The organism is Kribbella sp. NBC_01510 (genome assembly GCF_045040325.1).
In the GTDB taxonomy this organism is placed as follows: Bacteria; Actinomycetota; Actinomycetes; order Propionibacteriales; family Kribbellaceae; genus Kribbella.
Genome location: NZ_CP109418.1, coordinates 3,116,414 through 3,137,590, shown reverse-complemented (window position 1 = coordinate 3,137,590; position 21,177 = coordinate 3,116,414). Strand labels below are relative to the sequence as shown.

13 protein-coding genes and 3 pseudogenes are annotated in these 21,177 nt (G+C 65.9%); 10 read left to right on the top strand and 6 right to left on the bottom strand.

The genetic code is table 11. The features are described 5' to 3' along the window. The first annotated feature begins 10 nt into the window (after positions 1-10). The gene (locus tag OG558_RS15535) at positions 11-190 is read left to right on the top strand and encodes a hypothetical protein (protein ID WP_405070894.1); all 180 of its coding nucleotides are present in this window, start codon (positions 11-13) and stop codon (positions 188-190) included. Positions 191-208: 18 nt separating this feature from the next. Then, on the top strand, positions 209-778 hold the full coding sequence (locus OG558_RS15530) for an HD family hydrolase (RefSeq protein ID WP_405070893.1): 570 nt from the start codon (positions 209-211) through the stop codon (positions 776-778). A gap of 56 nt (positions 779-834) precedes the next feature. Here OG558_RS15530 and OG558_RS15525 read toward each other — a convergent pair whose 3' ends face one another. Next, positions 835-1,263: a hypothetical protein gene (locus tag OG558_RS15525; protein WP_405070892.1), complete on the bottom strand. Its 429-nt coding sequence runs from the start codon at positions 1,261-1,263 to the stop codon at positions 835-837. Here OG558_RS15525 and OG558_RS15520 point away from each other — a divergent pair. After that, positions 1,144-1,506: a hypothetical protein gene (locus OG558_RS15520; RefSeq protein WP_405072170.1), complete on the top strand. Its 363-nt coding sequence runs from the start codon at positions 1,144-1,146 to the stop codon at positions 1,504-1,506. The genes OG558_RS15525 and OG558_RS15520 overlap by 120 nt on opposite strands. A 228-nt stretch (positions 1,507-1,734) precedes the next feature. Next, a complete protein-coding gene (locus OG558_RS15515; RefSeq protein ID WP_405070891.1) occupies positions 1,735-4,383 on the top strand; it encodes a hypothetical protein in 2,649 nt (882 codons plus the stop codon). 397 nt (positions 4,384-4,780) lie between these two features. Here OG558_RS15515 and OG558_RS15510 read toward each other — a convergent pair whose 3' ends face one another. Together OG558_RS15510 and OG558_RS15505 are read right to left on the bottom strand one after the other, a co-directional pair. Further along, positions 4,781-5,092, bottom strand: coding sequence for a hypothetical protein (locus OG558_RS15510; protein ID WP_405070890.1), 312 nt, complete (start codon positions 5,090-5,092; stop codon positions 4,781-4,783). Positions 5,093-5,303: 211 nt separating this feature from the next. Continuing rightward, positions 5,304-9,065 carry a PKD domain-containing protein gene (locus tag OG558_RS15505; RefSeq protein WP_405070889.1) on the bottom strand — a complete coding sequence of 1,254 codons (3,762 nt, stop codon included), beginning with the start codon at positions 9,063-9,065 and terminating at the stop codon, positions 5,304-5,306. Positions 9,066-9,472: 407 nt separating this feature from the next. Between OG558_RS15505 and OG558_RS15500 the strand changes: the two are divergent. The 3 genes and pseudogenes from OG558_RS15500 to OG558_RS15490 all read left to right on the top strand — a co-directional run. Beyond that, positions 9,473-10,411: pseudogene (locus OG558_RS15500) on the top strand (IS701 family transposase); the annotation flags it as partial. Between the two features lie 316 nt (positions 10,412-10,727). Beyond that, positions 10,728-12,734 carry a reverse transcriptase domain-containing protein gene (locus OG558_RS15495; protein ID WP_405065004.1) on the top strand — a complete coding sequence of 669 codons (2,007 nt, stop codon included), beginning with the start codon at positions 10,728-10,730 and terminating at the stop codon, positions 12,732-12,734. 188 nt (positions 12,735-12,922) lie between these two features. After that, the gene (locus tag OG558_RS15490) at positions 12,923-13,183 is read left to right on the top strand and encodes a hypothetical protein (protein WP_405070888.1); all 261 of its coding nucleotides are present in this window, start codon (positions 12,923-12,925) and stop codon (positions 13,181-13,183) included. A gap of 459 nt (positions 13,184-13,642) precedes the next feature. Here the strand turns inward: OG558_RS15490 and OG558_RS15485 are convergent, their stop codons facing one another. After that, positions 13,643-13,966 (bottom strand): hypothetical protein, encoded by a 324-nt coding sequence (locus OG558_RS15485; RefSeq protein ID WP_405070887.1) that lies wholly within the window; start codon positions 13,964-13,966, stop codon positions 13,643-13,645. A 237-nt stretch (positions 13,967-14,203) separates the two neighbouring features. Then, positions 14,204-14,863, bottom strand: a complete 660-nt coding sequence (locus OG558_RS15480) for a hypothetical protein (RefSeq protein ID WP_405070886.1) — start codon at positions 14,861-14,863, stop codon at positions 14,204-14,206. Positions 14,864-15,490: 627 nt separating this feature from the next. On the opposite strand from OG558_RS15480, the pseudogene OG558_RS15475 reads away from it, so the two are divergent. The 3 genes and pseudogenes from OG558_RS15475 to OG558_RS15465 all read left to right on the top strand — a co-directional run. Next, positions 15,491-15,722 (top strand): annotated as a pseudogene (locus OG558_RS15475) (transposase); the annotation flags it as partial. 362 nt (positions 15,723-16,084) lie between these two features. Next, positions 16,085-17,122 (top strand): IS110 family transposase, encoded by a 1,038-nt coding sequence (locus OG558_RS15470; RefSeq protein WP_405070885.1) that lies wholly within the window; start codon positions 16,085-16,087, stop codon positions 17,120-17,122. A 12-nt stretch (positions 17,123-17,134) separates the two neighbouring features. Further along, positions 17,135-17,371: pseudogene (locus OG558_RS15465) on the top strand (IS3 family transposase); the annotation flags it as partial. A 79-nt stretch (positions 17,372-17,450) separates the two neighbouring features. On the opposite strand, the gene OG558_RS15460 reads toward OG558_RS15465, so the two are convergent. Next, positions 17,451-21,164 (bottom strand): hypothetical protein, encoded by a 3,714-nt coding sequence (locus OG558_RS15460; RefSeq protein WP_405070884.1) that lies wholly within the window; start codon positions 21,162-21,164, stop codon positions 17,451-17,453. Positions 21,165-21,177: the final 13 nt, after the last annotated feature.

Here is a 21,177-nt window from a genome sequence, read left to right as displayed (position 1 = left end):
GAACGCCGAGATGAACATCCACAGCCTGCTGGGCCTCGTCATGGCTCGCCGCGAGCTCCTTGAGTCGAGCGCAACCCTCCGCGATCGCATGTTCGAGGTCATCGAGCAGGCCGACACCCCGGCCCTCAGCCGCCACGCTCGGACGGAACTGGCAAACTTACGATTCGCGGCACAGTTGGCCGGCCGCTAAGCAACGAAGGGCGATCACATGACCGAGTCGTACGACCAGGACGCCACAGGCACCGCAGCGTTCGCCTACGAAATGGGCGTCCTCAAGCGGCTCCGGCGCTCAGGTTGGTGGCACGCCGGCATCCGCGACCCGGAGTCAGTCGCCGAACACAGCCTCCGCGTAGCCCAGCTCGCCGCGCTGATCGCGGCTGAGGAAGGAGGCGATCCCGCCCGCGCGGCATACCTCGGGCTGTGGCACGACTCCCAGGAGACCCGCATCGGCGACATCCCCCACAGCGCGAAGCCATACGTGAGTGCCCAGCCGAACGAGGCCATTACGGCCGATCAAGTCGCGGGACTGCCAAGCCGCGCAGCCCAGTCCATCGTTGACGCCGTCGCCGAATACGAAGCCCAAGGAACGATCGAGGCGATCTGCGCGAAAGACGCCGACAAGCTGGAGTGTCTCATTCAGGCGGTGGAGTACGCCGAGATCGGCGCAAAGAAGATTCAGGACTGGATCGACTCCTCCCGGGCTGCACTGAAGACTGAGTTCGCGATGCGCGTTGCCGATGCAGCCTTGCGGACCTCGACGCTCGCCTGGCGCGAATAGCAGTCAGGAGCGGTTTCAACTCCCGGGATTGCCAAGTCCGCAGGTCACCACCAGCACTAGGTCAGCGTGACTAGAGGTACTCGGCGGATAAGCTGCGGCAGTGATCGACATCGATTTGGACGGCAGCGGTATCTGGGAGTGGCTGTCGTGCTCAGTTGCCAGCTATCCAGCCCTGCTGCGGCGGCTTCGGCATCCAGCAGCGCGTTGACGAAGGGCACGAAGCTGGTGTCGAGCGCCTCCACCTGGTGAGTCGCGAGGGAAAATGGTCCACCGAAGTCGCGTTCAGCCACCGTTGTCCTCCCGTTCAGCACCGCATGCGCGGCCCTCAGGACGAACCGCGTCCCAGCGTAACTCTGGTGTGATCGCTGCGCCGGACGCGCATCATCGGCGCGTTCCACGTCCGCAACGGCTTCGGCTCGAAAGACTTCGGCGGCGCAGCCCCGCCTCCCGGCGACCAGGTGCACCGCTACTACTTCGTCGTACACGCCATCGACGTCGAAGCCCTGGACGTCGACTCCGACGCCAGCCCCAGCAGTAGTCGGCTTCAACCCCTGCTTCCACACCCTGGCCCGAGCAACCCTCACCCCGACGTACAGCATCGCGGAGTAACTGCCGGGGTCGTCACCTACACTGAACGCCCAACCGGGATGTTGCCTCGGCAGACCGTCGGCTGCGACATCCCGGTTGAGCCCACTTGCAGCTCGTTCGGCCGTAACGACGCCCGCTGATCTGGCGATGTAGCCAGTAGAGATGCGGCATAGCGAGAAGCGCCGTTGTCGCCGGCGCGCGGAACTTCGTGAGACCTGCCGTCCAACCAAGCGACGGTGGCCAATCCGCCGTTCACGCGGAGTCAGAGCTTCTCACCTAGCCGCCCGTTGTTGGGGGTAGGCAGATTGAACGTTCCCGCGACCCGAGGAGTGAAGCGACACTTCAGCCGGCAGATGCTCGGGCGGTCCGTGATCCTGTTGCTCGGCGCTCTCTTGACGATTCTGGCGATGGATCTGCTGGCGGCCGCAATTGTCGACAACAGCACGCCACCCGGCCTCGGCCAGAGTCATCTGGACACTGATCCCACCTCGTGGCCAAGCCGGATCAGCCAGGAGGCGAAGGGAAACGAATGCCGCGAGTTGGTACTGCAGATCCGCGGTGCGACACTCACCGGCCGCTACGATCTATATCTGCCATCCGATCACCCGATTCATCAGGCGATTCGAGATGGGGCAGCACAAGCCAGGCCGATGTGGTTCGCGCACGACGTGCTCGGCGACGTTAACCTCCTTGGCTCGAAGATACTGTTCGCCGACGACGACGAGCGCGACCGCTACATGGTCGACGTCCAGCCGCCGGTCATCCTGCCTGCGACGAAAAGCAAATGCGGGCCGGCGGACCCGAACCGGGTGCTCATCCGAACCACCTTCTGGCAAACCGTCCTGGACCAGCGTGAGCAACTCATCGCGGTAGAGGCCGGCGGCCAGCGGGTCAGCAAGGACATCATCACAATCGTCGGCGGTGACGTCAGAGTCGATGCCGGCGCGAACCAGCACGCGCGCCAACTGCTGGAAGACCGCGTGGAACTCACCCGTCAATCCGACGGGACCACCACAGTTACGGTTCACACAAAGGAACACCTACCGGAGGCGTGGGGCAGGGTGTGGTTTCAGACTCCGGTCGCAGAACGGATCCTGCCCTACTTACTTGCCAGCATCCCGTTCATCTTGCTCCTGACCTTACTCGCCGACCTCCGGAAGGAAAGAAAGTGGCAAGACTACGGTCTCCTGGTACGTCTGTCCGGCAGCTTCCTAGCACTTTCTGTCGGCGTCGGTTGCGCGGGTGCGCTGCTGGACGCCACACAACGATTCGAATATTGGCACGCCGATCTGCTCGCGCGCCGGTTCTTCGACCTAGAGCGGTATCCGCGCGACGGCGTAGGCGTCACGGCCTTACTCTTCGCGCTCGCATGCATTTGCTGGCCGGCGGCAGTCCTCTTCGGCCGTCATCGAAACGCGGCACGGTCGGGTTCTGGAGCCAAGCCTGACTCTGGCGGCCTCGGCAATTCAGCACGTCAACTCTTGCTCGGCCTACTGGCTGCAGAGTCTGTCACGTTTGTCGGCGCACTCCTGACGGAATCGTGGTGGGGCGGGCCGTCACGTTCTCAGCTCTTCACGTATGCGGCCATCGCGATTGCAACTGCCTGCGGATACGTCGGTCTTCGGCTAGTGGTTGCCGTCTGGCTGTCGGGGCTGCGCGCGGCCTTGGTGGCAGCCGCCGCCTCAACCGCTGCGGTCTGGTACACCGTCGCCGATCAACTGATCTTCGATGATGAGAGCCTCACAGTTATTGGGGTTCTGGTGTTCGCTTTGGCCGGGACACTCCTCGTCCTGGCAACAGCTGCCGCCGCAGCGAAACTGGCCATCAGGTTAACGAGTGCAAACTCTCGGCCCGGTCAAGGATCGGGCGGCACGCAACAGGCCAGGCTGGTGCTACCGGCCGTCGCAGCGATCGCGGCGACAGTCGCGATCTCGGCCCCAGTTCTGTGGATCCTCGCTCGTCGTCCCCCACCGACCTGGCAGTTCGACGCCTACGGACTGGTAGCCGTCGCCGGTCATGTCCTGAGCATCGTGAGCTACTTGGCGCTCGCCGCGCTTCTCGTTGTTCTCGCCGATCTGTGCGCTCCCCACGGCCCAGCGCCATCACACGGGTTGCTACGCCGAGCAGGCGTTGTCTATGTGGCACTGACCTTCTATTGGTCTTTCGATCAGCTTGTGTACCTACCGGTCAGTCTGATGCTGGGAATTGCGCTGACGTACATATTTACACTCCCCGCAGAAAGGGACTTCAGGGACACATTCACTCCTCGCGTTGCCGTACTCGCAAAGCGCCTCATGCGGGAACGCGACAGCATCGAGGCGAGGCAGCGCGATCTTAGGCCGCCTCGGTCAGGAAAAGGATATGCGGCCTATGCTGAGGAGCAACGCTCACTCGACAATGAGCGTCGGCTCATCCGACTCAAAGATGACGCCTCACCAACCCGTACGACGCGCCGACAGGACGAGAGATGGGCGCATGGCCTGGCCGCCGCAGCAGTTGGGGCACTCCTCGGCCTCCCGTGGGCTGTCGCCCAGATCATCCACATCACGGAATGGACCGGCGATGGCCTGTTCACAGCTTTTGGTCTGGTGGACAGCGTCGGCTGGGAGCTGCTGCAGTGGCCGATCTTCGGGTTCTTCTTCGGCTATTTCTACACAGAAATACGTGGCGGAAGTGGGCTACCGAAAGGCCTCGTCCTGTTCCTTACGGTGACACTGCCTCCGCTTGTCTTGCAGGCTCTTGCTGACATACCAGGGAGTTGGTCCGCCTACGTCGCCTGGACACTGCAGGTCTTGATATTCGCCGTGTTGTTGGGCTTGGTCGCGGGCGACGCCTGGATTCTAGATCGCGCCGGTGTCCGATGGCCGCACCTGCTCGACGTGCATCGGAAACGGTACATCGTTGGTGTCGTCGCAGCTGTGCTAGTTCAGGCTGGAATCGTCGCTGCCTTGGTCAGCGGCCTACTCCCCGTGCTGTTGGTGCACATCGGCGTCATGCCTAGTCCATCGAGTCAATAGGTCGGGAGTCGCAACTCAAAGCGGGCGACGTACACCCAGTTGCCGTTTTCGCGGGTGAAGGTGCTGGTTAGGTGTTCGGCTCGGGGGTGGTGGTCTAGGACGAAGTGGTCGACGGCATGCGCGACGTGCGGCGGGTTGGTTCGCAGGTTTGGCTGACTCGTCGCGGGGTCGGTTGCCGTGGGCGTAGTCGCGATGGAGACGCCGAGCAGCTCAGACGGTGGCGAGCCGCATCCGGCGGAGCAGTTCAGCGTGGGAACACCTTGGGAACGAACGGGCGGCAAGCCGAGTCGACTGGAGTCGAAACGGCCGAACTGGTGATGGCCGCCTAGCACGTCTCCTCGACCACGAGCAGGGACCTGCGCTGGTCGTCCTTAAACTCCCCTGCCAGGAAGTCGGTCTAGCCGTCCATCGCAGCGCCCCGCTTGCCCTCCAGGTAGGGGCGGATCGATTGCGCGCGGACCCTGTCGTTCGGGCCCGTGCCCGCCATCGCCGACTCGCCCGCCCGGGCACGATCGGTCAGTCGCGCCGAACTGCTGGCCCCGCTGGTCGGCAGCTGGGCCGTGCGGGTCGCGGCGCCGTACTCCGGGTCGCCGAGCATCTGGACGGACGCAGGAAGTCGGTTCTCGAATCGATACTGCGAGCGGTGTTGATCGAAGCCGAGCTCGACGGATTCGTTCCGCAGGTGCGGATCGGCGACGATCGTTTCCATGCCCGGGTCGACCTGGCGGACACCGGCCGGCGGCTCGTCATCGAGGTGGACAGAATGGCCGCCGCTTCGCCGTCCGCCAGCGGACCCGCCGCGCACGAAGGATTCGTCCCGGCTCGCTCATCGCTGGCATTCCTCACACGGTCGGTCGGGCGTGGAGCCCGGACCGTGCGCTTCGTCGATGGAACGAACGAGACGGATCCCTGGTCGTGCGTCAGTTGGGCTGGGTGCCCGTCACCGTGACCTCGGCCAGGCTGATCACACCGGCGCTGGTGGCCGGCGACTGCACCTTGACGTAGCGGGCCACGGTGTTGGTCGGCAGACTGGTGACCGCCCCCGGCGTCGCCCCGAGGTTCAGCTTGGTCACCGTGGAGTCGGCCATCAGCTGGGCGTAGGTCCGGCCCGACATGCTGGCGGTGGAGAGGAACACCACCGCGTTGTTCAGCTTGTCGGCCGAGGCGTCGGTCCGGTTGTGCACCGTGACGTTGCCGACCCGGGAATTGGTCAGCAGGTCGACCTGCCACCACGGCTGCGAGCTGGACGCCGTCCGGCTCACCGACCCGGCGGCGAAGACGCCGTTGGTGTTCCCGTCCACGGCCCGGGCGGCGGTGCCGACGTCGGTCGACGACTGCGTGGCCGGCCGGTTGGTGGACAGGTTCACGGCGCCGGTGGTGCCGCCGACCTGCACCTCGGCCAGGTTCAGGGTGGTGAAGATGCTCGACAGCTGCACCCGCACGTACCGGCCGGTGGCGTTGCCCGCGTTCAGGGTCAGGCTGTTGGTGGTGGACGAGAACGCCGAGAACGACATCTCCTTCACCGAGTCGTCGGCCTGCAGCGAGGACATCGACCGGCCGTTCATGTCGGTCGAGGAGATGAACACCGAGCCGCTGCCCATCCGGTTCGAGTCGGTCCGGCTCCACACCGTGACCGTGGAGACGGCCGCCGCGGAACCGAGGTCGACCTGCCACCACGGCTGGGTGGAGGTGTTGGTCTGGGTCACCGAGCCGCTCGCGAACACGCCGTTGGTGTTACCGTCCACCGCCCGGGCCGCCACCGCGGTACCGCTGGTGCTCGACTGGGTGGCGGTCTTGCCCCGGGCCAGGTTCGGACCGGTGACGGTCACCGTGGTGGTCGACACCGCGCTGTCCACCTTGCCGTCCCGCACGACCAGGCTGAAGGTCAGCGTGGCCGGTGTGGCCGGGGCGGTGAAGGTCGGCTTCTGCACCGTCCGGCTGGACAGCGTCACCGCCGGCCCACCGGTCTGGGTCCAGGTGTAGGTCAGCGGGTCGTTGTCGGCGTCGCGGCTGCCGGAGCCGTCCAGCGTCACGGTGACGCCGGGCTCGGCCGACTGCGCCGCCCCCGCGCTCGCCACCGGCACCGTGTTAGTGGTGACCGTGGTGGTGACGGCGGCGCTGTTGGCCTTGCCGTCCCGCACAACCAGGCTGAACGTCAGCGTGGTCTTGGTGGACGGGGCGGTGAACGTCGGCTTCTGCACCGTCCGGCTGGACAGCGTCACCGCCGGCCCACCGGTCTGGGTCCACGTGTAGGTGAGCGGGTCGTCGTCGGCGTCGCGGCTGCCGGAGCCGTCCAGCGTCACCGTGGTACCCGTGTTGACCGTCTGCGCCGTACCGGCGTTCGCCACCGGCACCTGGTTGACCGGGGTGGTGGTCACCGTGGTGGTCGCCGCCGCGCTGTTGGCCCGGCCGTCCCGCACCACCAGGCTGAAGGTCAGCGTGGACGCCGAGGACGGGGCGGTGAAGGTCGGCTTCGCCGCCGTCGTACTGGACAGCGTCACCGCAGGTCCACCGGTCTGGGTCCACGCGTAGGTGAGGTCGTCGCCGTCGGCGTCGGTGCCGGACCCGTTCAGGGTCACGGTCGTACCAGCCACGACCGACTGCGGCGCACCGGCGTTCGCCACCGGGAGGCGGTTGTTCGACTCCGAGAGCGGCCGCGGGGTGCAGTTGCTCACCGAGACCGTGAAGGGCTCGACGTCGTTGTCCGTCTCGATCATGGCGCCGTCCTCGGAGCCGCTGAGCGAGATGGTGTACGCCTGGCCGGCGATCACGCGGGTCTCCCGCCACTCGTCCGTACCGCGCTCCCACTCGACGATCAGGACCCGGCCGGTGACCACGCGGACGGTGCACCCGTCGGCCCAGGCACCCATGTACGGGTAGAGCGGAACGCCCGACTCCGAGTAGACGGTGCGCGCGTTGTCGCCGGAGCGGCCGTTGCCCTGGTAGGCCGTGCCGACCGGCCAGGCGATCACGCCGCCGTACCAGTCACCGGGGTTCTCGCCGGTGCCGGCGTAGCGCCAGCGGGCGTTGACCCAGGAGACCGGGTCGCAGGTGGTGGGGTCGGTACAGGCGAGCGGCGTCGGCGGGACCGGCGGGCCGGACACGAAGGCGTACTCGAACGGCGAACCGCTCTGCACGCTGACGATGCTGGCGCCGCTCAGAGTGGTCGGCACGGTGTAGCTCTGGCCGGCCGACAGGTTGGCCAGCGACGCGTGCGAGTCCCCGACCGGGCCGGAGAACACGGTGGCGCTGCCCGAGGTGACGGTGATCTTCCAGTTCGCCACCTGCGGGGCCGGCGCGTAGACGTCGTGCGAGGCGGTGTAGCCGTAGCGGGCCCGGCTGGGGTCGGTCTCGGCCGGCCAGACGGCGGCGTACCCGCTGTCCGACGGACCCCACGGGCACGGGCTGCTGGTGCAGGTCCAGGTCACCCGGGCCGACTCGCCGTCGCCGGCCGGCGGGGGCGTGACCGGCCCACCCGGCGTGAACGTGTACTCGAACGCGGAGCCGCCCTGCACGCTGACGATGCTGCTGCTGCTCAGGGTGCTCGACACGGTGTAGCTCTCGCCGGCCGACAGCGCGGCCAGCGACGAGTGCGAGTCCCCGACCGGGCCCGCGTACACGGCGGCGCTGCCGGAGGTGACGGTGATCTTCCAGCCGGCCACCTTCGCCGCCGGGGCGTACACGTCGTGGGAGACGGTGTAGCCGTAGCGGGCCCGGGTGGGCTCGGCCGTCGCGGGCCAGACCGCCGCGTTGCTGGTGTAGCTCGCACCCGACGGGCAGGGCGTGCCGGTGCAGTTCCAGGTGGCCAGCACCGAACCGTCGCCGGACGCCGGCGGCGGCGTGGTCGGCTCGCCCGGAGTGAAGGTGACCCGGAACGCGCCACCGTCCTGCACGCTCACGATGCTGCTGTTGCTGAGCGTGCTCGACACGGTGTAGCTCTCGCCGGCCGACAGCGCGGTCAGCGACGAGTGCGAGTCGTCGGCCGGGCCCGCGTAAACCGTGGCGCTGCCGGAGGTGACGGTGATCTTCCAGCCCGCCACCTTGGACACCGGAGCGTAGACGTCGGCGGAGACGGTATAGCCGTAGCGGGCCCGGACCGGCTGGGCCGCGGCCGGCCAGACGCCCGCGTTGCTGGTGTAGCTCTGGCCCGACGGGCAGGGGCTGCTGGTGCAGTTCCAGGTGGCCAGCACCGAGCCGTCACCGGAGGCCGGCGGCGGCGGGTCGGTCGGGGTGCCGGGGGTGATCGTGTACTCGAACGACCCACCGTCCTGCACGCTGACGAGGCTGCTGTTACTCAGCGTGCTGGACACGGTGTAGCTCTCGCCGGCCGACAGCGCGGCCAGCGACGAGTGCGAGTCGTCGGCCGGGCCCGCGTAAACCGTGGCGCTGCCGGACGTGACGGTGATCTTCCAACCCGCCACCTTGGACACCGGGGCGTACACGTCGTGGGAGACGGTATAGCCGTAGCGGGCCCGGACCGGCTCGGCCGCGGCCGGCCAGACCGCCGTGTTGCTGGTGTCCGACGGGCCCCACGGGCACGGGCTGCTGGTGCAGGACCACGTCGCCACAACGGAGGACGCAGGATCACCCTCGGCTGCCCGCGCGGGCGAGGCGGTGAGGCCTAGCACCATCACGACCGCAGTAGTGAGAACGAAAAATGCGGTCGCAAAACGTTTCGGCATGCCGGCCCCCCGGATTGTGACTCTCTGGTTGCGGCAAACCGTAGCCCAAAGTCGCTCTCTGTCAACCGAAAAAGAAGCGAGAAAATGCAACCAGGAACCATTTGTTATGGACTTCATCACGCTACGGAAAAACCCCACTACTCATTGATGAGACCCATTACTCATTGATGGAAAATGGGAAGATCGCGGGACTGAAGGGCTCGCGGCGGGTGCAGAGCGTAGTGGTCATCAGAGGGGGCGGCCGGCTAGTACGACAGCCGGAGTTCGTGATCTGGCGGTGTGGCGGTCCCGGACGTGAGGCGGCCACCGGTCGATGATCTCGGGTTGTGTGGACTCAAGAAGATCTCGCGGTGGCCGCGGGCCAAAGCATAGACCCTGGTCGTTGGCGGGTGGAGTTCGATGGGTTGATGGCGCGGATCGCGTCTCGGTTCGCCCGATTGGAGTCGCGGCGGCTGGCGCGGGATGCGGTTGCGGGGTTGATGTCGGGGTTGGCGGTGAAGAACTGCTGGACGCTGGCCGAGCACGCCGGTCACGACTCGCCTGACGGCCTGCAGCACCTGCTGCGGAAGGCGAAATGGGATACCGACGGCGTGCGTGACGACCTGCGCCGGTATGTCGTGGAGCGGCTCGGCACGGTGGATGCCGTGCTGGTGGTGGACGAGACGGGCGACCTCAAGAAGGGCGCTCACACCGTTGGGGTGCAGCGCCAATACACCGGGACCGCCGGGCGGATCGAGAACGCCCAGGTCGCGGTCTACCTGACCTATGCCGGCACTGCCGGGCACGCGTTGATCGACCGGGAGCTGTATCTGCCGCGGGTCTGGGCCGACGACACCGACCGGCGCGAGCAGGCCGGTGTCCCGGCGACGGTGAAGTTCGCGACCAAACCAGCACTGGCCACCGAGATGATCACCCGCGCCCTGGACGCCGGCGTCAGCGCGCGCTGGGTCGCCGGTGACGAGGTCTACGGCGCCGACCCGAAACTACGCAAGACCCTGGAGGACCGCGGTGTCGGCTACGTGCTCGCGGTCGCCTGCAGCCACGCAGTCCGCACCGGCGTCGGCAAGATCCGCGCCGACGAACTCGCCGCCCGCCTGCCCCGCAACGCATGGCAGCGGCTGTCGGCCGGTAACGGCTCCAAGGGGCCACGGTTCTACGACTGGGCCTGGATCAGCATCGAACCCGAACCGGGGGCACTGCCCAGTGGCACTCTGGGGCAGCGGTGGCTGCTGATTCGCCGCAACAACGCCACCGGCGAGCTCGCCTACTACCGCTGCTGGTCACCGGCACCGGTCCCGCTGCGCGAACTGGTCCGCGTCGCCGGCCGCCGCTGGACGATCGAGGAGTCCTTGTGCGCCACGAGGCGCCTTGTCATATTCCCCATCCAGTGGGGAGGAACTCGGAGGGAGGTTCTTGGGTCTGATGACTTACCTGGCGCCGAAAGGTTAAGGGGACAACAGCATGTCAGCGAACCAGTGGCCGGGTCCAGGCGTATGGGACGGTGCGCTGGGAAGACCCGCGCGATATGGCGAAAGCTGGATTGCCTGAAGCCTAATCTCCAGACGATGAAACTTCACATCCACCGGAAAGACGTCTGAAACCGGTGTTACGCCCTGCCTCGGCGTTGAACGATAGCCGAGGCAACCTCCGGGGCGGGAAGCGATGTCCAATGAGGACATTCAAGGAGATGAGTGGGCCGCCTACGTCGCGCTGCACCGTATGACAGGGACGAACGTGGGATCGCCTACGGGGCGCGAGTCCTACGGCGACGCAGTTCCCGTAGTAGTCGCAGGAGTCACGACCTGCCAAGGAGGACGGGAAAGCCGTCTGCATGGGCGAAGGGGAACAGGTGATCGGGCACCATCAGATCGGGAGGTATGCGAAATGCAGAGCGCCGAAGCGGTGCTGGGTGTCCTCCGTGAACGCGGCAGGCGTGGCCTGCCATGTGATGAGCTGTATCGGCAATTGTTCAACCCGCAGTTGTATCTGTTGGCCTACGGACGTATCTACTCCAACCACGGGGCGATGACGGCCGGGGCCACGAAGGAAACCGTGGACGGCATGTCGCTGGGCAAGATCGGCCGCATCATCGATGCGATGCGCAACGAGCGCTACCGATTCAAGCCCGTGAAGCGGGTCTACATCCCGAAACGCAACGGGAAGTTACGCCCGCTGGGGATGCCAACCTGGTCGGACAAGCTGGTCGGCGAGGTAGTGCGCCTGCTGCTGGAGGCCTACTACGAGCCGCAGTTCTCCGACCGTTCCCACGGGTTCCGTCCCGGCCGGGGCTGCCATACCGCGCTCCGCGAGGTGGCCAACACCTGGACCGGGACGAACTGGTTCATCGAGGGAGACATCTCCGACTGCTTCGGATCTCTTGACCACGAGGTCATGGTCACGACGCTGGCGGACAAGATCCACGACAACCGTTTCCTGCGGCTGGTGCGCAACATGCTGACAGCCGGATACCTGGAGGACTGGGTCTACAACGCCACACTGTCCGGAGCGCCGCAAGGCGGCGTGGCGTCTCCGGTCCTGTCCAACATCTACCTGCACCGATTGGACGCCTTCGTCGAGACAGTCCTCATCCCGGAATACACCCGAAAGGCACGCAGGGCCCGCAACCCTGCCTACCTGGAGGTCGCGGCCGCGCTCGCACGCGCCCGCAGGCGCGGCGACCGTGTCGAAGCCCGAAGGCTGCGCAATCGCATGCGAAGCCTGCCAAGTCAGGACCCTCACGATCCCGACTACCGACGGCTGCGATACATCCGCTACGCCGATGACCACCTGCTCGGGTTCACCGGACCCAAGGCTGAGGCCGAGGAGATCAAACAGCGCCTGGCGGCGTTCCTGCGCGATGATCTCGCGCTGGAACTTGCCCAGGACAAGACGCTGATCACGCACGCCAGAAGCGGCGCGGCACGATTCCTCGGCTACGACATCACCGTCGGACACGACGATCGGCAGTTCACCCGCGGCAAACGCGCGGTCAACGGCCAGATCCAGTTACGCGTGCCCCCGGCGGTGATCAAAGCCAAGAGCGCCCCGTATCTCATGCGCGGCAATCCCGCGCGGCGGCCCCGCCTGATCAGCCGTGGCGACTACGACATCGTCAGGATCTATGGGGCGGAGTATCGGGGCATCGTCCAATACTTCTTGTTAGCCGGCAACGTTCGCCTACTGCACCGGCTGCGCTGGGTCATGCTGACCTCGATGCTGAAGACGCTGGCCTCCAAGCACCGCTCGACGGTGTCGAAGATCGCGGCCAAACACACGGCCAAGATCCAGACCCCACACGGGCCACGCACGTGCTTCGAGGCCATCGTCGGACGCGGCAAAGACAAGAAGCCACTGGTCGCACGGTTCGGTGGTATTCCACTCACACGGCAGAAGACGGCCGTCCTCGACGACCGTCTTCCGGAACGGGTCATCTACCCCCGCAAAGAGCTGGTCACCCGGCTCCTACGGGGCAGATGCGAGCTCTGCGACCAACCCGGCGAGATGCAAGTCCATCACGTCCGCACCCTCGCCGAGCTCGCCCCACCCAGACCAGCCCAACCCGGATGGAACAACCTCATGGCCAAACGGCGACGCAAAACCCTCGTGGTCTGCGCCGCCTGCCATGACTACATCCACACCGGGACCCCAGTCGCAACACTCACGGAATAGTCACTGGAGAGCCGGATGCCCGGAAACAGGCACGTCCGGTTCGGCGGGAGGCCGCGCGGAAAAGGACCTGCACACCACAGGCACCTCGCCGCGCGGCCCACCCAACCCAAGCGAGCAAGACCCTCACCGGGCTCGACCAGCACCAGGTCCGCCGCTGGACCAGCTGGCACCGCTGGACCATCCTCGCGATGCTCGCCCACGCCCTCCTGGCCGTCCTCACCGCGACCGAACGAGCCGAAACCCCAACCCCACCAGGCCTGATCGCGTTGACCTGCAACGAGATCCACCGCCTCTTCAACACCCTCATCGTCGAACCGATACAAGACCTGCGACACCGGCTGCACTGGTCGACCTGGAGACGCCGACACCAACACCGCGCCCGAACCAGCCACTACCAGCGCCGACAAGCCATCCCGACCAGAGATCACGAACTACGGCTGCCGTACTAGCCTCTATTCAAACGATTGTACGAGCTCGCGAACGGCGTAGTTGCTCAACCCACTCACCTCGGCCAGGTCGACCAACAGCCGTGACCCAGCATGCAAGGCGACACCCGGCCCATCGGTCGTCACCACGACCCTGCGACGCGTCGTTGTAGTATGCACCTACGAAGTGCCTTCCTCTTGCGAACTTCCGGACCCGCAGCAAGTCCAGAATCTCAAGCAGGCAAGGCACTTAGCCACATCTACCCCAAGTGTCGCCCCGGACATCAACCACTGCAAACTCGGGGCTAGGGTGGTTGACGTTGGTCAAGGGGGGCTGAATACGAAGTTCTGTCGCCTGAAGTGCGCTGGTGTGGCAAGTGGCGTGCCTCCAAATCCCGAGGCGCAGTCGCCGCTCGAGATCTGGAAAGCCAACGGTTCGATCACGACCCGGGGCTCACGCTTCCCTTGCTAGCTGCCCGGCAACTAGCCCAGGCGATAGAGCCCGCCTTCCAGAGCTGGCGCCGCGAGCTCGTTGCGTGCCGCGTTTATGAAGCCCGACTCAGCGAGGCGAACAGCCTCGTGGATCGTCAGTGGCATACGGCGGCCAGGGTTGCCGGCGCGGGAGACTGCCATCTCTATGACAGCTCGCCGCAGATCTCGTGCGCGATCGATCGTCTCTGAGTTGCGCACGGTGAGCAGGACCGCAGCTGAGGCCTCCTCGAGCGCCAAACTGAAGGCCTTATCGTCCGCCGCGGCTATCGTGTTGCCGTCCGCAGGATCCATGTAGATGCGAACGACAGTGTCCATGTCCTTGAGGTAAGTCGCGAATCGCCGAACCGCCGCTACATAGTCGGCGCATACCTTCCGGATCGCCTCGCGCTCACGATGCGATTGTTCTCGTTCCCAAGCCTTCCGTTGGGCTCGGACTGTCACAGCACCTCCGAGCCCAACGCCGAGTAGGGCCGCAGCCGGGCCAAGAATCAGAGCTGCGATCTCCACGCACGTCCCCCTCCACAGAATCAAATTGTGACACCCGTCGCCGAGTCACTGATACCAGTCCGGCCCGAGGATCAGGTCAGGGTCACCGTCTGCCCGTCGCTGCGGCTCTTCCGTTCCGACCCGCCGCCACCGACGGCCGGCAGAGTCCTGGTAGGTGATGATCGGAACCCAGCCAAGGCGCAGTGCCATCTCATCATCCGTTAGCGGCGGCTCGAAGTAGACCTCGTTGATGGGGACCAGGGACGAAGCCATGGAAGCGATCCACCCTGGCACGGTCCAGTCATCAACGTTGCTGTCGAACTCCCATCGGCCGGTGCCACCGCCAGGGTGGACGAAGGCCTCTAGGCGAGGGTGCATCACCGGTTCCGGTCCGTAGTTGGTGATTTCGACAAAGGCCTCGAAAGTGCTCGACCGGGAGTTCCAGACCCTCTCAGCCTTGACGAGCACGAGCCGTGCGTACTGCTGAGCGAGCCGCTCAGCAGCGCGATGTTCGCGGTCTTCCCGGTCGAGCAGCTCCGTTCGCCAACGTTCTTCCGCCGCCTCGGCGTCCGTCTTCGCCCGTGCCTCGGCCGCGAGGGCGTCCGCCTTCCACCGCTTCTCGGCCGCCCTGGCGTCGTGCCGGGCGAGGAACAGTGTCGACACGATGGCCGCGGCAGCCGCGAGACCACCTACCCATTGACCCACCACTCCGAAACCGATCCCCACTCGCTCTTGTCGACCGAGGCGTTGAGGCTCACCACCCCACCTCCAATTCCGACTCCGAGGACGAGCAGGCAAGCAACGGCGAGACTGGCGTTCCAGATCCGGCGGCGTCTTTTCGTCACCGCAGAACCATCCCACCCCTGGACGGCCGTAGGGCGACGGCCGCGCCGACGTCAGGGCCCCGCCGCTGAGAGCTGGCACTGCCGGACAAGGCCGGCCAGTCGCGCGACCTCGTCCACCTCGTCGGCATGATGGAGATGCTCTGGCAGGGCCAGAGGTCTCGCCATGGCGGCGGGCCACGTTCCCGGTGGCAAATGGACGAGGAAGCCAGGGCCTTTTGTCCGCTGGCTGCAGTGCCCCGCGGAGGGACTCCTCACGGGCTTCGCCGCTCGCCTCCTTGCCGCCGATCGGCCAACCCACGTATAGAGCCGAGCGAGCGCCGCGCCGGGCGTATCGTCTGTCGCGTGCCATGGTCCGTGCCATGAAATCGCGTCAAACAGAGTGGGTTTAGTCAGCCAGAGGGGCCGGAGTCCGAACTCCGCGAGCCTGAAGTTGGCCAGTGTGGCAAGCGGCGGGGCACTCATAATCCCTTGCCGACAGCTTGTGTGCCGCCTTGAGTACCGCCCCTGCGATCGATCTGAGTGGGCAGCGATCAAGGCGTATCGGCCCGGTTGGGGACGACGGCCGAGACGTTGCGCCGCTGGGTCCGGCAGGCGCAGATCGACGTCGGTCAGACCGATGGGGTGACGTCGGAGTCGGTGCGGGAGATCCGGGAGTTGAAGCGGAAGAACGCCGAGTTGGAACGCACGGTCGAGATCTTGAAGGCCGCGACGAGTTTCTTCGCGCGGGAGAGCGACCCGCGACAGCGGTGGCGGGTCGCAATATACATCGGTGCACTTCACCGAGACCGTGCACCTCCAGGGGATAGACCCCTCGATCGGGACCGTCGGCGACGCCTACGACACTCAAGGCATCATCATGGCTGTGGACGTCGGATCACCGGTTTGATTCCCGCGCAAGGACTGGCGGACCGGCAGGGCCTGACCCGGCTTACGACTGGCGGCATCGCCTGCCAACGCGTTGATCAGTCGGCCCGTGTTCCGGCGTCCACGTCTCGAGTGCGGGCTGGAGCCGTGACCCAATAGGGGCCTTGCCCCCGGCACCCTGAGTGTCCTGTCCGACCCCGACCCGCCCTCGTCCGTGTGCGATGACGAGAGGCACCACATGCCCACGCATGGCCAAACCGTTCTGGGGATCGACACCCATAAACACTTCCACGTCGCCGTCGTCCTTAACGGGCTCGGCCAGCACCAAGGCAGCTTGATGTTTGCCGCCACTGAAGCCGGTTCGCGCGAGCTCCTGGTCTGGAGCGTCGAGCACGGCGACGCGCTCACCGCAGGCGTCGAAGGCACTGGCAGCTACGGTTATCAACTCACCCGTGCCCTCCAGGCCGCCGGCATCACGGTCTTCGAGGTCAACCGGCCCGATCGAGCCAACCGGCGCCGCAAAGGCAAGAGCGACCCGATCGACGCAGAAGCCGCCGCCCGCGCGGTGCTGTCTGGACAGGCAACCGCAGTTCCGAAGAACCGTGAAGGGGCCGTGGAAGCCCTGCGAGCGTTGACGATCGCACGCAACAGCGCCATCAAGGCCACGACCACCGCAAGCAACCAGGTCAAGGCCCTACTCGTCGGAACCGACCAGGCCCTGCGCGACCACCTGCGCGTCAAGAGCCTGCTGCAGCTCGCCACCTTGTGCAGCCAGCTCGCCCCGGCCAGTGGCATGCACGCAGCGCTCGCCAGCCTCGGTCACCGCTGGCTCCAAGTCCACCGAGAAATCATCGAGCTCGACCGGCTCATCCGCGACCTCGTCCGCCGCACCGTGCCGAAGCTCATCGAGCGACCCGGCATCGGAATCCACAGCGCCGCGCAGCTGCTCATCACCGCCGGCGGCAACCCAGACCGTCTCCACAGCGACGCCGCCTTCGCAGCTCTGTGCGGCGCCAGCCCAGTCCAAGCCAGCAGCGGACAACGACAGCGCCACCGCCTCAACCGCGGCGGCGACCGCTCCGCGAACAACACCCTGTGGACCATCGCGAACAACCGCATGATCCATGACCCTCGCGAATTCGCCGACAAGCGACACCAGCAAGGCGACAGCCGCAAGGACACACTCCGGGTCCTCAAGCGCTACATCGCCCGCGAGACCTTCTCCATCATCCGAACCGCACTGACCACTGAACACGCTCTCACCAAGGCCGCTTGACATAGGGGCCTCAACGCCCTGGCCGAGACCACTATCGGGCTCTACAAGACCGAATGCATCCGCGACGACTCACCCTTCCGGCGCGGACCACTGACCGGCCTCGGCTGCCTCGAGGCCATCACCGCAGCCTGGATCCACTGGTACAACACCGCCCGCCTCATGCACCGCCTCGACCGACGCCCACCCGCCGAAGCCGAGGCCGACTACTATGCACAAACCCGTGACGACCGACCGGTCGTTCACATATAACCGAGGGTGCATCAACCCCGGGACGGTTCAGATCATGCTTGCGGGCGCCATGGCGTCCGCGGGATCCGTCCGCGACCGATTAGCAGAGGCTTCGATATGCAGGGCCTGGTGGTACATAGGTCCGCCACTCTTCGGGGGTGAAGGATCGTCCGATCACGGCGCACAGATGGGGAACAATGTTCACGAGGTAGCCGACGTCCCAGAGCCGGAGCGTGTGATCGGCGCCGCCGCTGACTACCGTCTTGCCGTCAGGGCTGAACGCCACGGAGGTGACGTTCCTGGTGTGTCCGGTGAGTGGGTTTCCGATGGGTTGGTGGGTGGCCACGTCCCACAGCCCTACCGTGTGATCGGCGCTGCCGCTGACCAACGTCTTGCCGTCCGGGCTAAACGCCACGGAGATCACAGCATAGGTGTGTCCGGTCAGGGGGCTTCCGATTTGTTGACGGGTGGCCACGTCCCATCGCCGGAGTGTCTGGTCGAAGCTGCCACTGACCACTGTCTTGCCATCTGGGCTGAACGCCACCGAATAAACCACATTGGTGTGGCCGGTGAGGGAGTCTCCGATCTGTTGGAGGGTGGCGACATCCCACAGCCGTATCGTGAAATCGCCGCCGCCGCTGACCACCGTCTTGCCATCCGGGCTGAACGCCACCGAATACACGGCGTCGGTGTGGCCCGTGAGTGGGCTTCCGATCTGCCGGCGGGTGGCGACATCCCACAGCCGCACGGTGTGATCGGCGCTGCCGCTGACTATCGTCTTGCCATCCGGGCTGAACGCCACAGACTGAACAGTGTCGGTGTGGCCGGTGAGTGGACTGCCGATCTGTTGGTGGGCGGCGACATCCCACAGCCGCACGGTGTGATCGGCGCTGCCGCTGACTATCGTCTTGCCATCCGGGCTGAACGCCACGGAATAGACGAAGTTGGTGTGGCCCGTGAGTGGGCTTCCGATCTGCCGGCGGGTGGCCACGTCCCACAGCCGCACGGTGCGATCGGCGCTGCCGCTGACTATCGTCTTGCCATCCGGGCTGAACGCCACAGAGATGACGACGTCGGTGTGGCCGGTGAATGGGTTCTCGATCCGTTGGTAGCTGGTCACATCCCACAGCCGTACCGTGTGATCGGCGCCAGCGCTGACCACGGTCGTGCCGTCAGGGCTGTAAGCGACCGATGAGACGCCATCCGTGTCGCCGGTGAGTGAGCTTCCTATTTGGCGGCGGTTGGCGACATCCCACAGCCGCACGGTGTGATCGGCGCTGCCGCTGACGATGGTCTTGCCGTCCGGGCTGAACGCCACCGAATAGACGAAGTTGCTGTGGCCGGTGAGCGGGCTTCCGATCTGCCGGCGGGTGGCCACGTCCCACAGCCGGAGTTTGTCGTCGGCGCTGCCGCTGACCACCGTCTTGCCGTCCGGGCTGAACGTAGCCGAGTAGATGATGTTCGAGAAGTACTTGAATTGGGTGTGCCCGGTGGGAAAGGTTCCGATTTGTCGGTGGCTACCCACGTCCCATAGCCGCAGCGTGTCATCGGCGCCGCCGCTGACCACCGTCTTGCCGTCCGAGCTGAACGCCACCGTGTTGACACTATCGGTGTGGCCGGTTAGCGAGCTTCCGGTCTGCCGGCGGGTAGCGAGGTCCCACAGCCGCACGGTGTGATCGGCGCTGCCGCTGACTATCGTCTTGCCGTCCGGGCTGAACGCCACCGAATAGACGGCGTCGGTGTGGCCCGTGAGTGGGCTTCCGATCTGCTGGTGGGTGGCGAGGTCCCACAGCCGCACGGTGTGATCGCTGCTGCCGCTGACTATCGTCTTGCCGTCCGGGCTGAACGCCACAGACCGAACAGTGTCGGTGTGGCCGGTGAGTGGGCTTCCGATCTGCCGGCGAGTGCCGAGGTCCCACAGCCGCACCGTGTGATCGCTGCTGCCGCTGACTATCGTCTTGCCGTCCGGACTGAAGGCTACCGAAACCACATAGTCGGTGTGGCCGTTGAGGGTGGCGATGCCAGGGAGCGCGGCAGCGGCCAACATGGCGTATCGGGCGTCGGCGGATGGATGGATGCCCCACGCCGCGATGCTCTCGAGCCTGGCGATCGCGGGGTCGGTATCGCCGAGGCTTTCGCTCTCATTGATCAGCTGACGGGAGACCGCACCGTCGCGTTGCTGGATAGCATCCTGGCTTGCGCGGTAGGCCCAGGTCGCGACGAAGGCGAGCGCGACGACGGTCGCCGCCAGGAATGCGGTGAAGGTCCTCCGACGGAGCGCTCTTCGGCGGCGAGCTCGTTCGCTAGCTCGGAGAAAGTCACGTTCGTTGCCGCTGAGCGGCCTTTGGCGAGCGGACGCGAGGTCGGTCCGGGCGACGGCTTCCGCTGCGGCTTCGAGCAGAGTGCCACTGTAGAGATATGACGGGTCGCGGTCGGCACGTTTCCACTCCGAAGCGACACTGTGAAGCCTGGAGCGGATAATACGGTCGGCATGGGTCGTCGCCAGCCAGGTGTCACGCAGCAATGGCCACGACGTGAGCAGCACCTCATGGCTTATCTCAACGGTGCCGGCTCCCAGGGTGAGCAGCCGCTCGGCGGCGAAAGCCTCCAGGACAGCCTCGACGTCGGCGGCTTCGGCAGGGTTCTCGCGGTTGATCAACTCTGTTCGCGCCACACGATCTGCTGTGTCCACACCGTCCTGGCTCGTCGTGACCAACTGGGTGAATACCTGCCGGGCGACCGTTTGCTGGGCCGGGGTGAGTCGGTCGTAGGCGCGTTGCGCGCTGTCAGCCACAGCTCCTTCGATGCCTCTGGTCCGCTCGTAGTCGGCGAGCGAAAGCGTCGCTCCGGCACGGTTTCGCCAGGCCTGGTCCAATGCATGTGAGAGCAAGGGCAGCACCCCTGCTTGGGAGACTGGTCCCCGCTCCGCTGAAGACGACACTGAGCGGTGTGTGCTGATCTCGTCCAGCAACGCTTCGACTAGTTCCTCGTCAACACGAGAACCTGCCTGCTTCGCCGGTTCGGTGATGGCCATCCGTAACTGCCTGGCTGTCATGGACGTGACCAGATAGCGGTCCTGGACCGCGTCGGCCAGCTGCGGATAGTCCGTACAGCGGGCTTCGAAGTCGGCGCGGACGCCGAGCATGACGAGCGCACCGTGGTTCTCCCTCCGCGCGCTGGTGGCCGCGGCGTGCAAAGCCGTCACGAACGCCTGTCGCTGGAGCTCGTCTGTGCATTGTGTAAACAACTGCTCAAACTGATCGACCAGCAAGATAAGACGCTTGGGGTTCGAACCAGGATCACTGATCTGGCCGTTGGCCTGGGTGAGCGCTACCTGACGCGTGGTCAACGCGAAGCTTGCAGGATCGATTTCCAGTCCACGGCGCATCGCGGCGGCGTCCATCCTCGCCAGCGCAGCCACGCGCACGGCCAGTTCGTCCAGTGGCGCATGGCCGGGGGTGAATACCAGGCAAGGCCACGTCGCCGCCGCCGGTGCGGCCGCGAGTCCACCACCGCGCAGCTGCGGCAATACGCCCGCCTTCAGCAGCGACGACTTGCCCGCACCGGACACACCTGACACCACCAGCGGTCCCGAACCGTTCAGCTGCCGCGATAAGCGGTCCAGCAGCGACGCCGTAGCCGCCTCGCGGCCGAAGAAGAACGCGGCGTCCTGTTCCTCGAAGGCGCGTAATCCTCGATAGGGAGACTCAATTCTTCCGGAGACGGCAATGAGCGGAGGGGGAGAAACCCCATCGGTCCAGGTCAATCTGTTGTAGCTGTAGATGATCTGGGTGTTGCCGTCACCGATCTGCACACCCGTCGCCCCG

Coding starts and splice junctions, on each gene's coding strand:
- OG558_RS15535 (WP_405070894.1), top strand. CDS start 11: ATGAACATCCACAGCCTGCTGGGCCTCGTCATGGCTCGCCGCGAGCTC.
- OG558_RS15530 (WP_405070893.1), top strand. CDS start 209: ATGACCGAGTCGTACGACCAGGACGCCACAGGCACCGCAGCGTTCGCC.
- OG558_RS15510 (WP_405070890.1), bottom strand. CDS start 5,092: ATGGAAACGATCGTCGCCGATCCGCACCTGCGGAACGAATCCGTCGAG.
- OG558_RS15505 (WP_405070889.1), bottom strand. CDS start 9,065: ATGCCGAAACGTTTTGCGACCGCATTTTTCGTTCTCACTACTGCGGTC.
- OG558_RS15495 (WP_405065004.1), top strand. CDS start 10,728: ATGTCCAATGAGGACATTCAAGGAGATGAGTGGGCCGCCTACGTCGCG.
- OG558_RS15490 (WP_405070888.1), top strand. CDS start 12,923: ATGCTCGCCCACGCCCTCCTGGCCGTCCTCACCGCGACCGAACGAGCC.
- OG558_RS15485 (WP_405070887.1), bottom strand. CDS start 13,966: ATGGACACTGTCGTTCGCATCTACATGGATCCTGCGGACGGCAACACG.
- OG558_RS15470 (WP_405070885.1), top strand. CDS start 16,085: ATGCCCACGCATGGCCAAACCGTTCTGGGGATCGACACCCATAAACAC.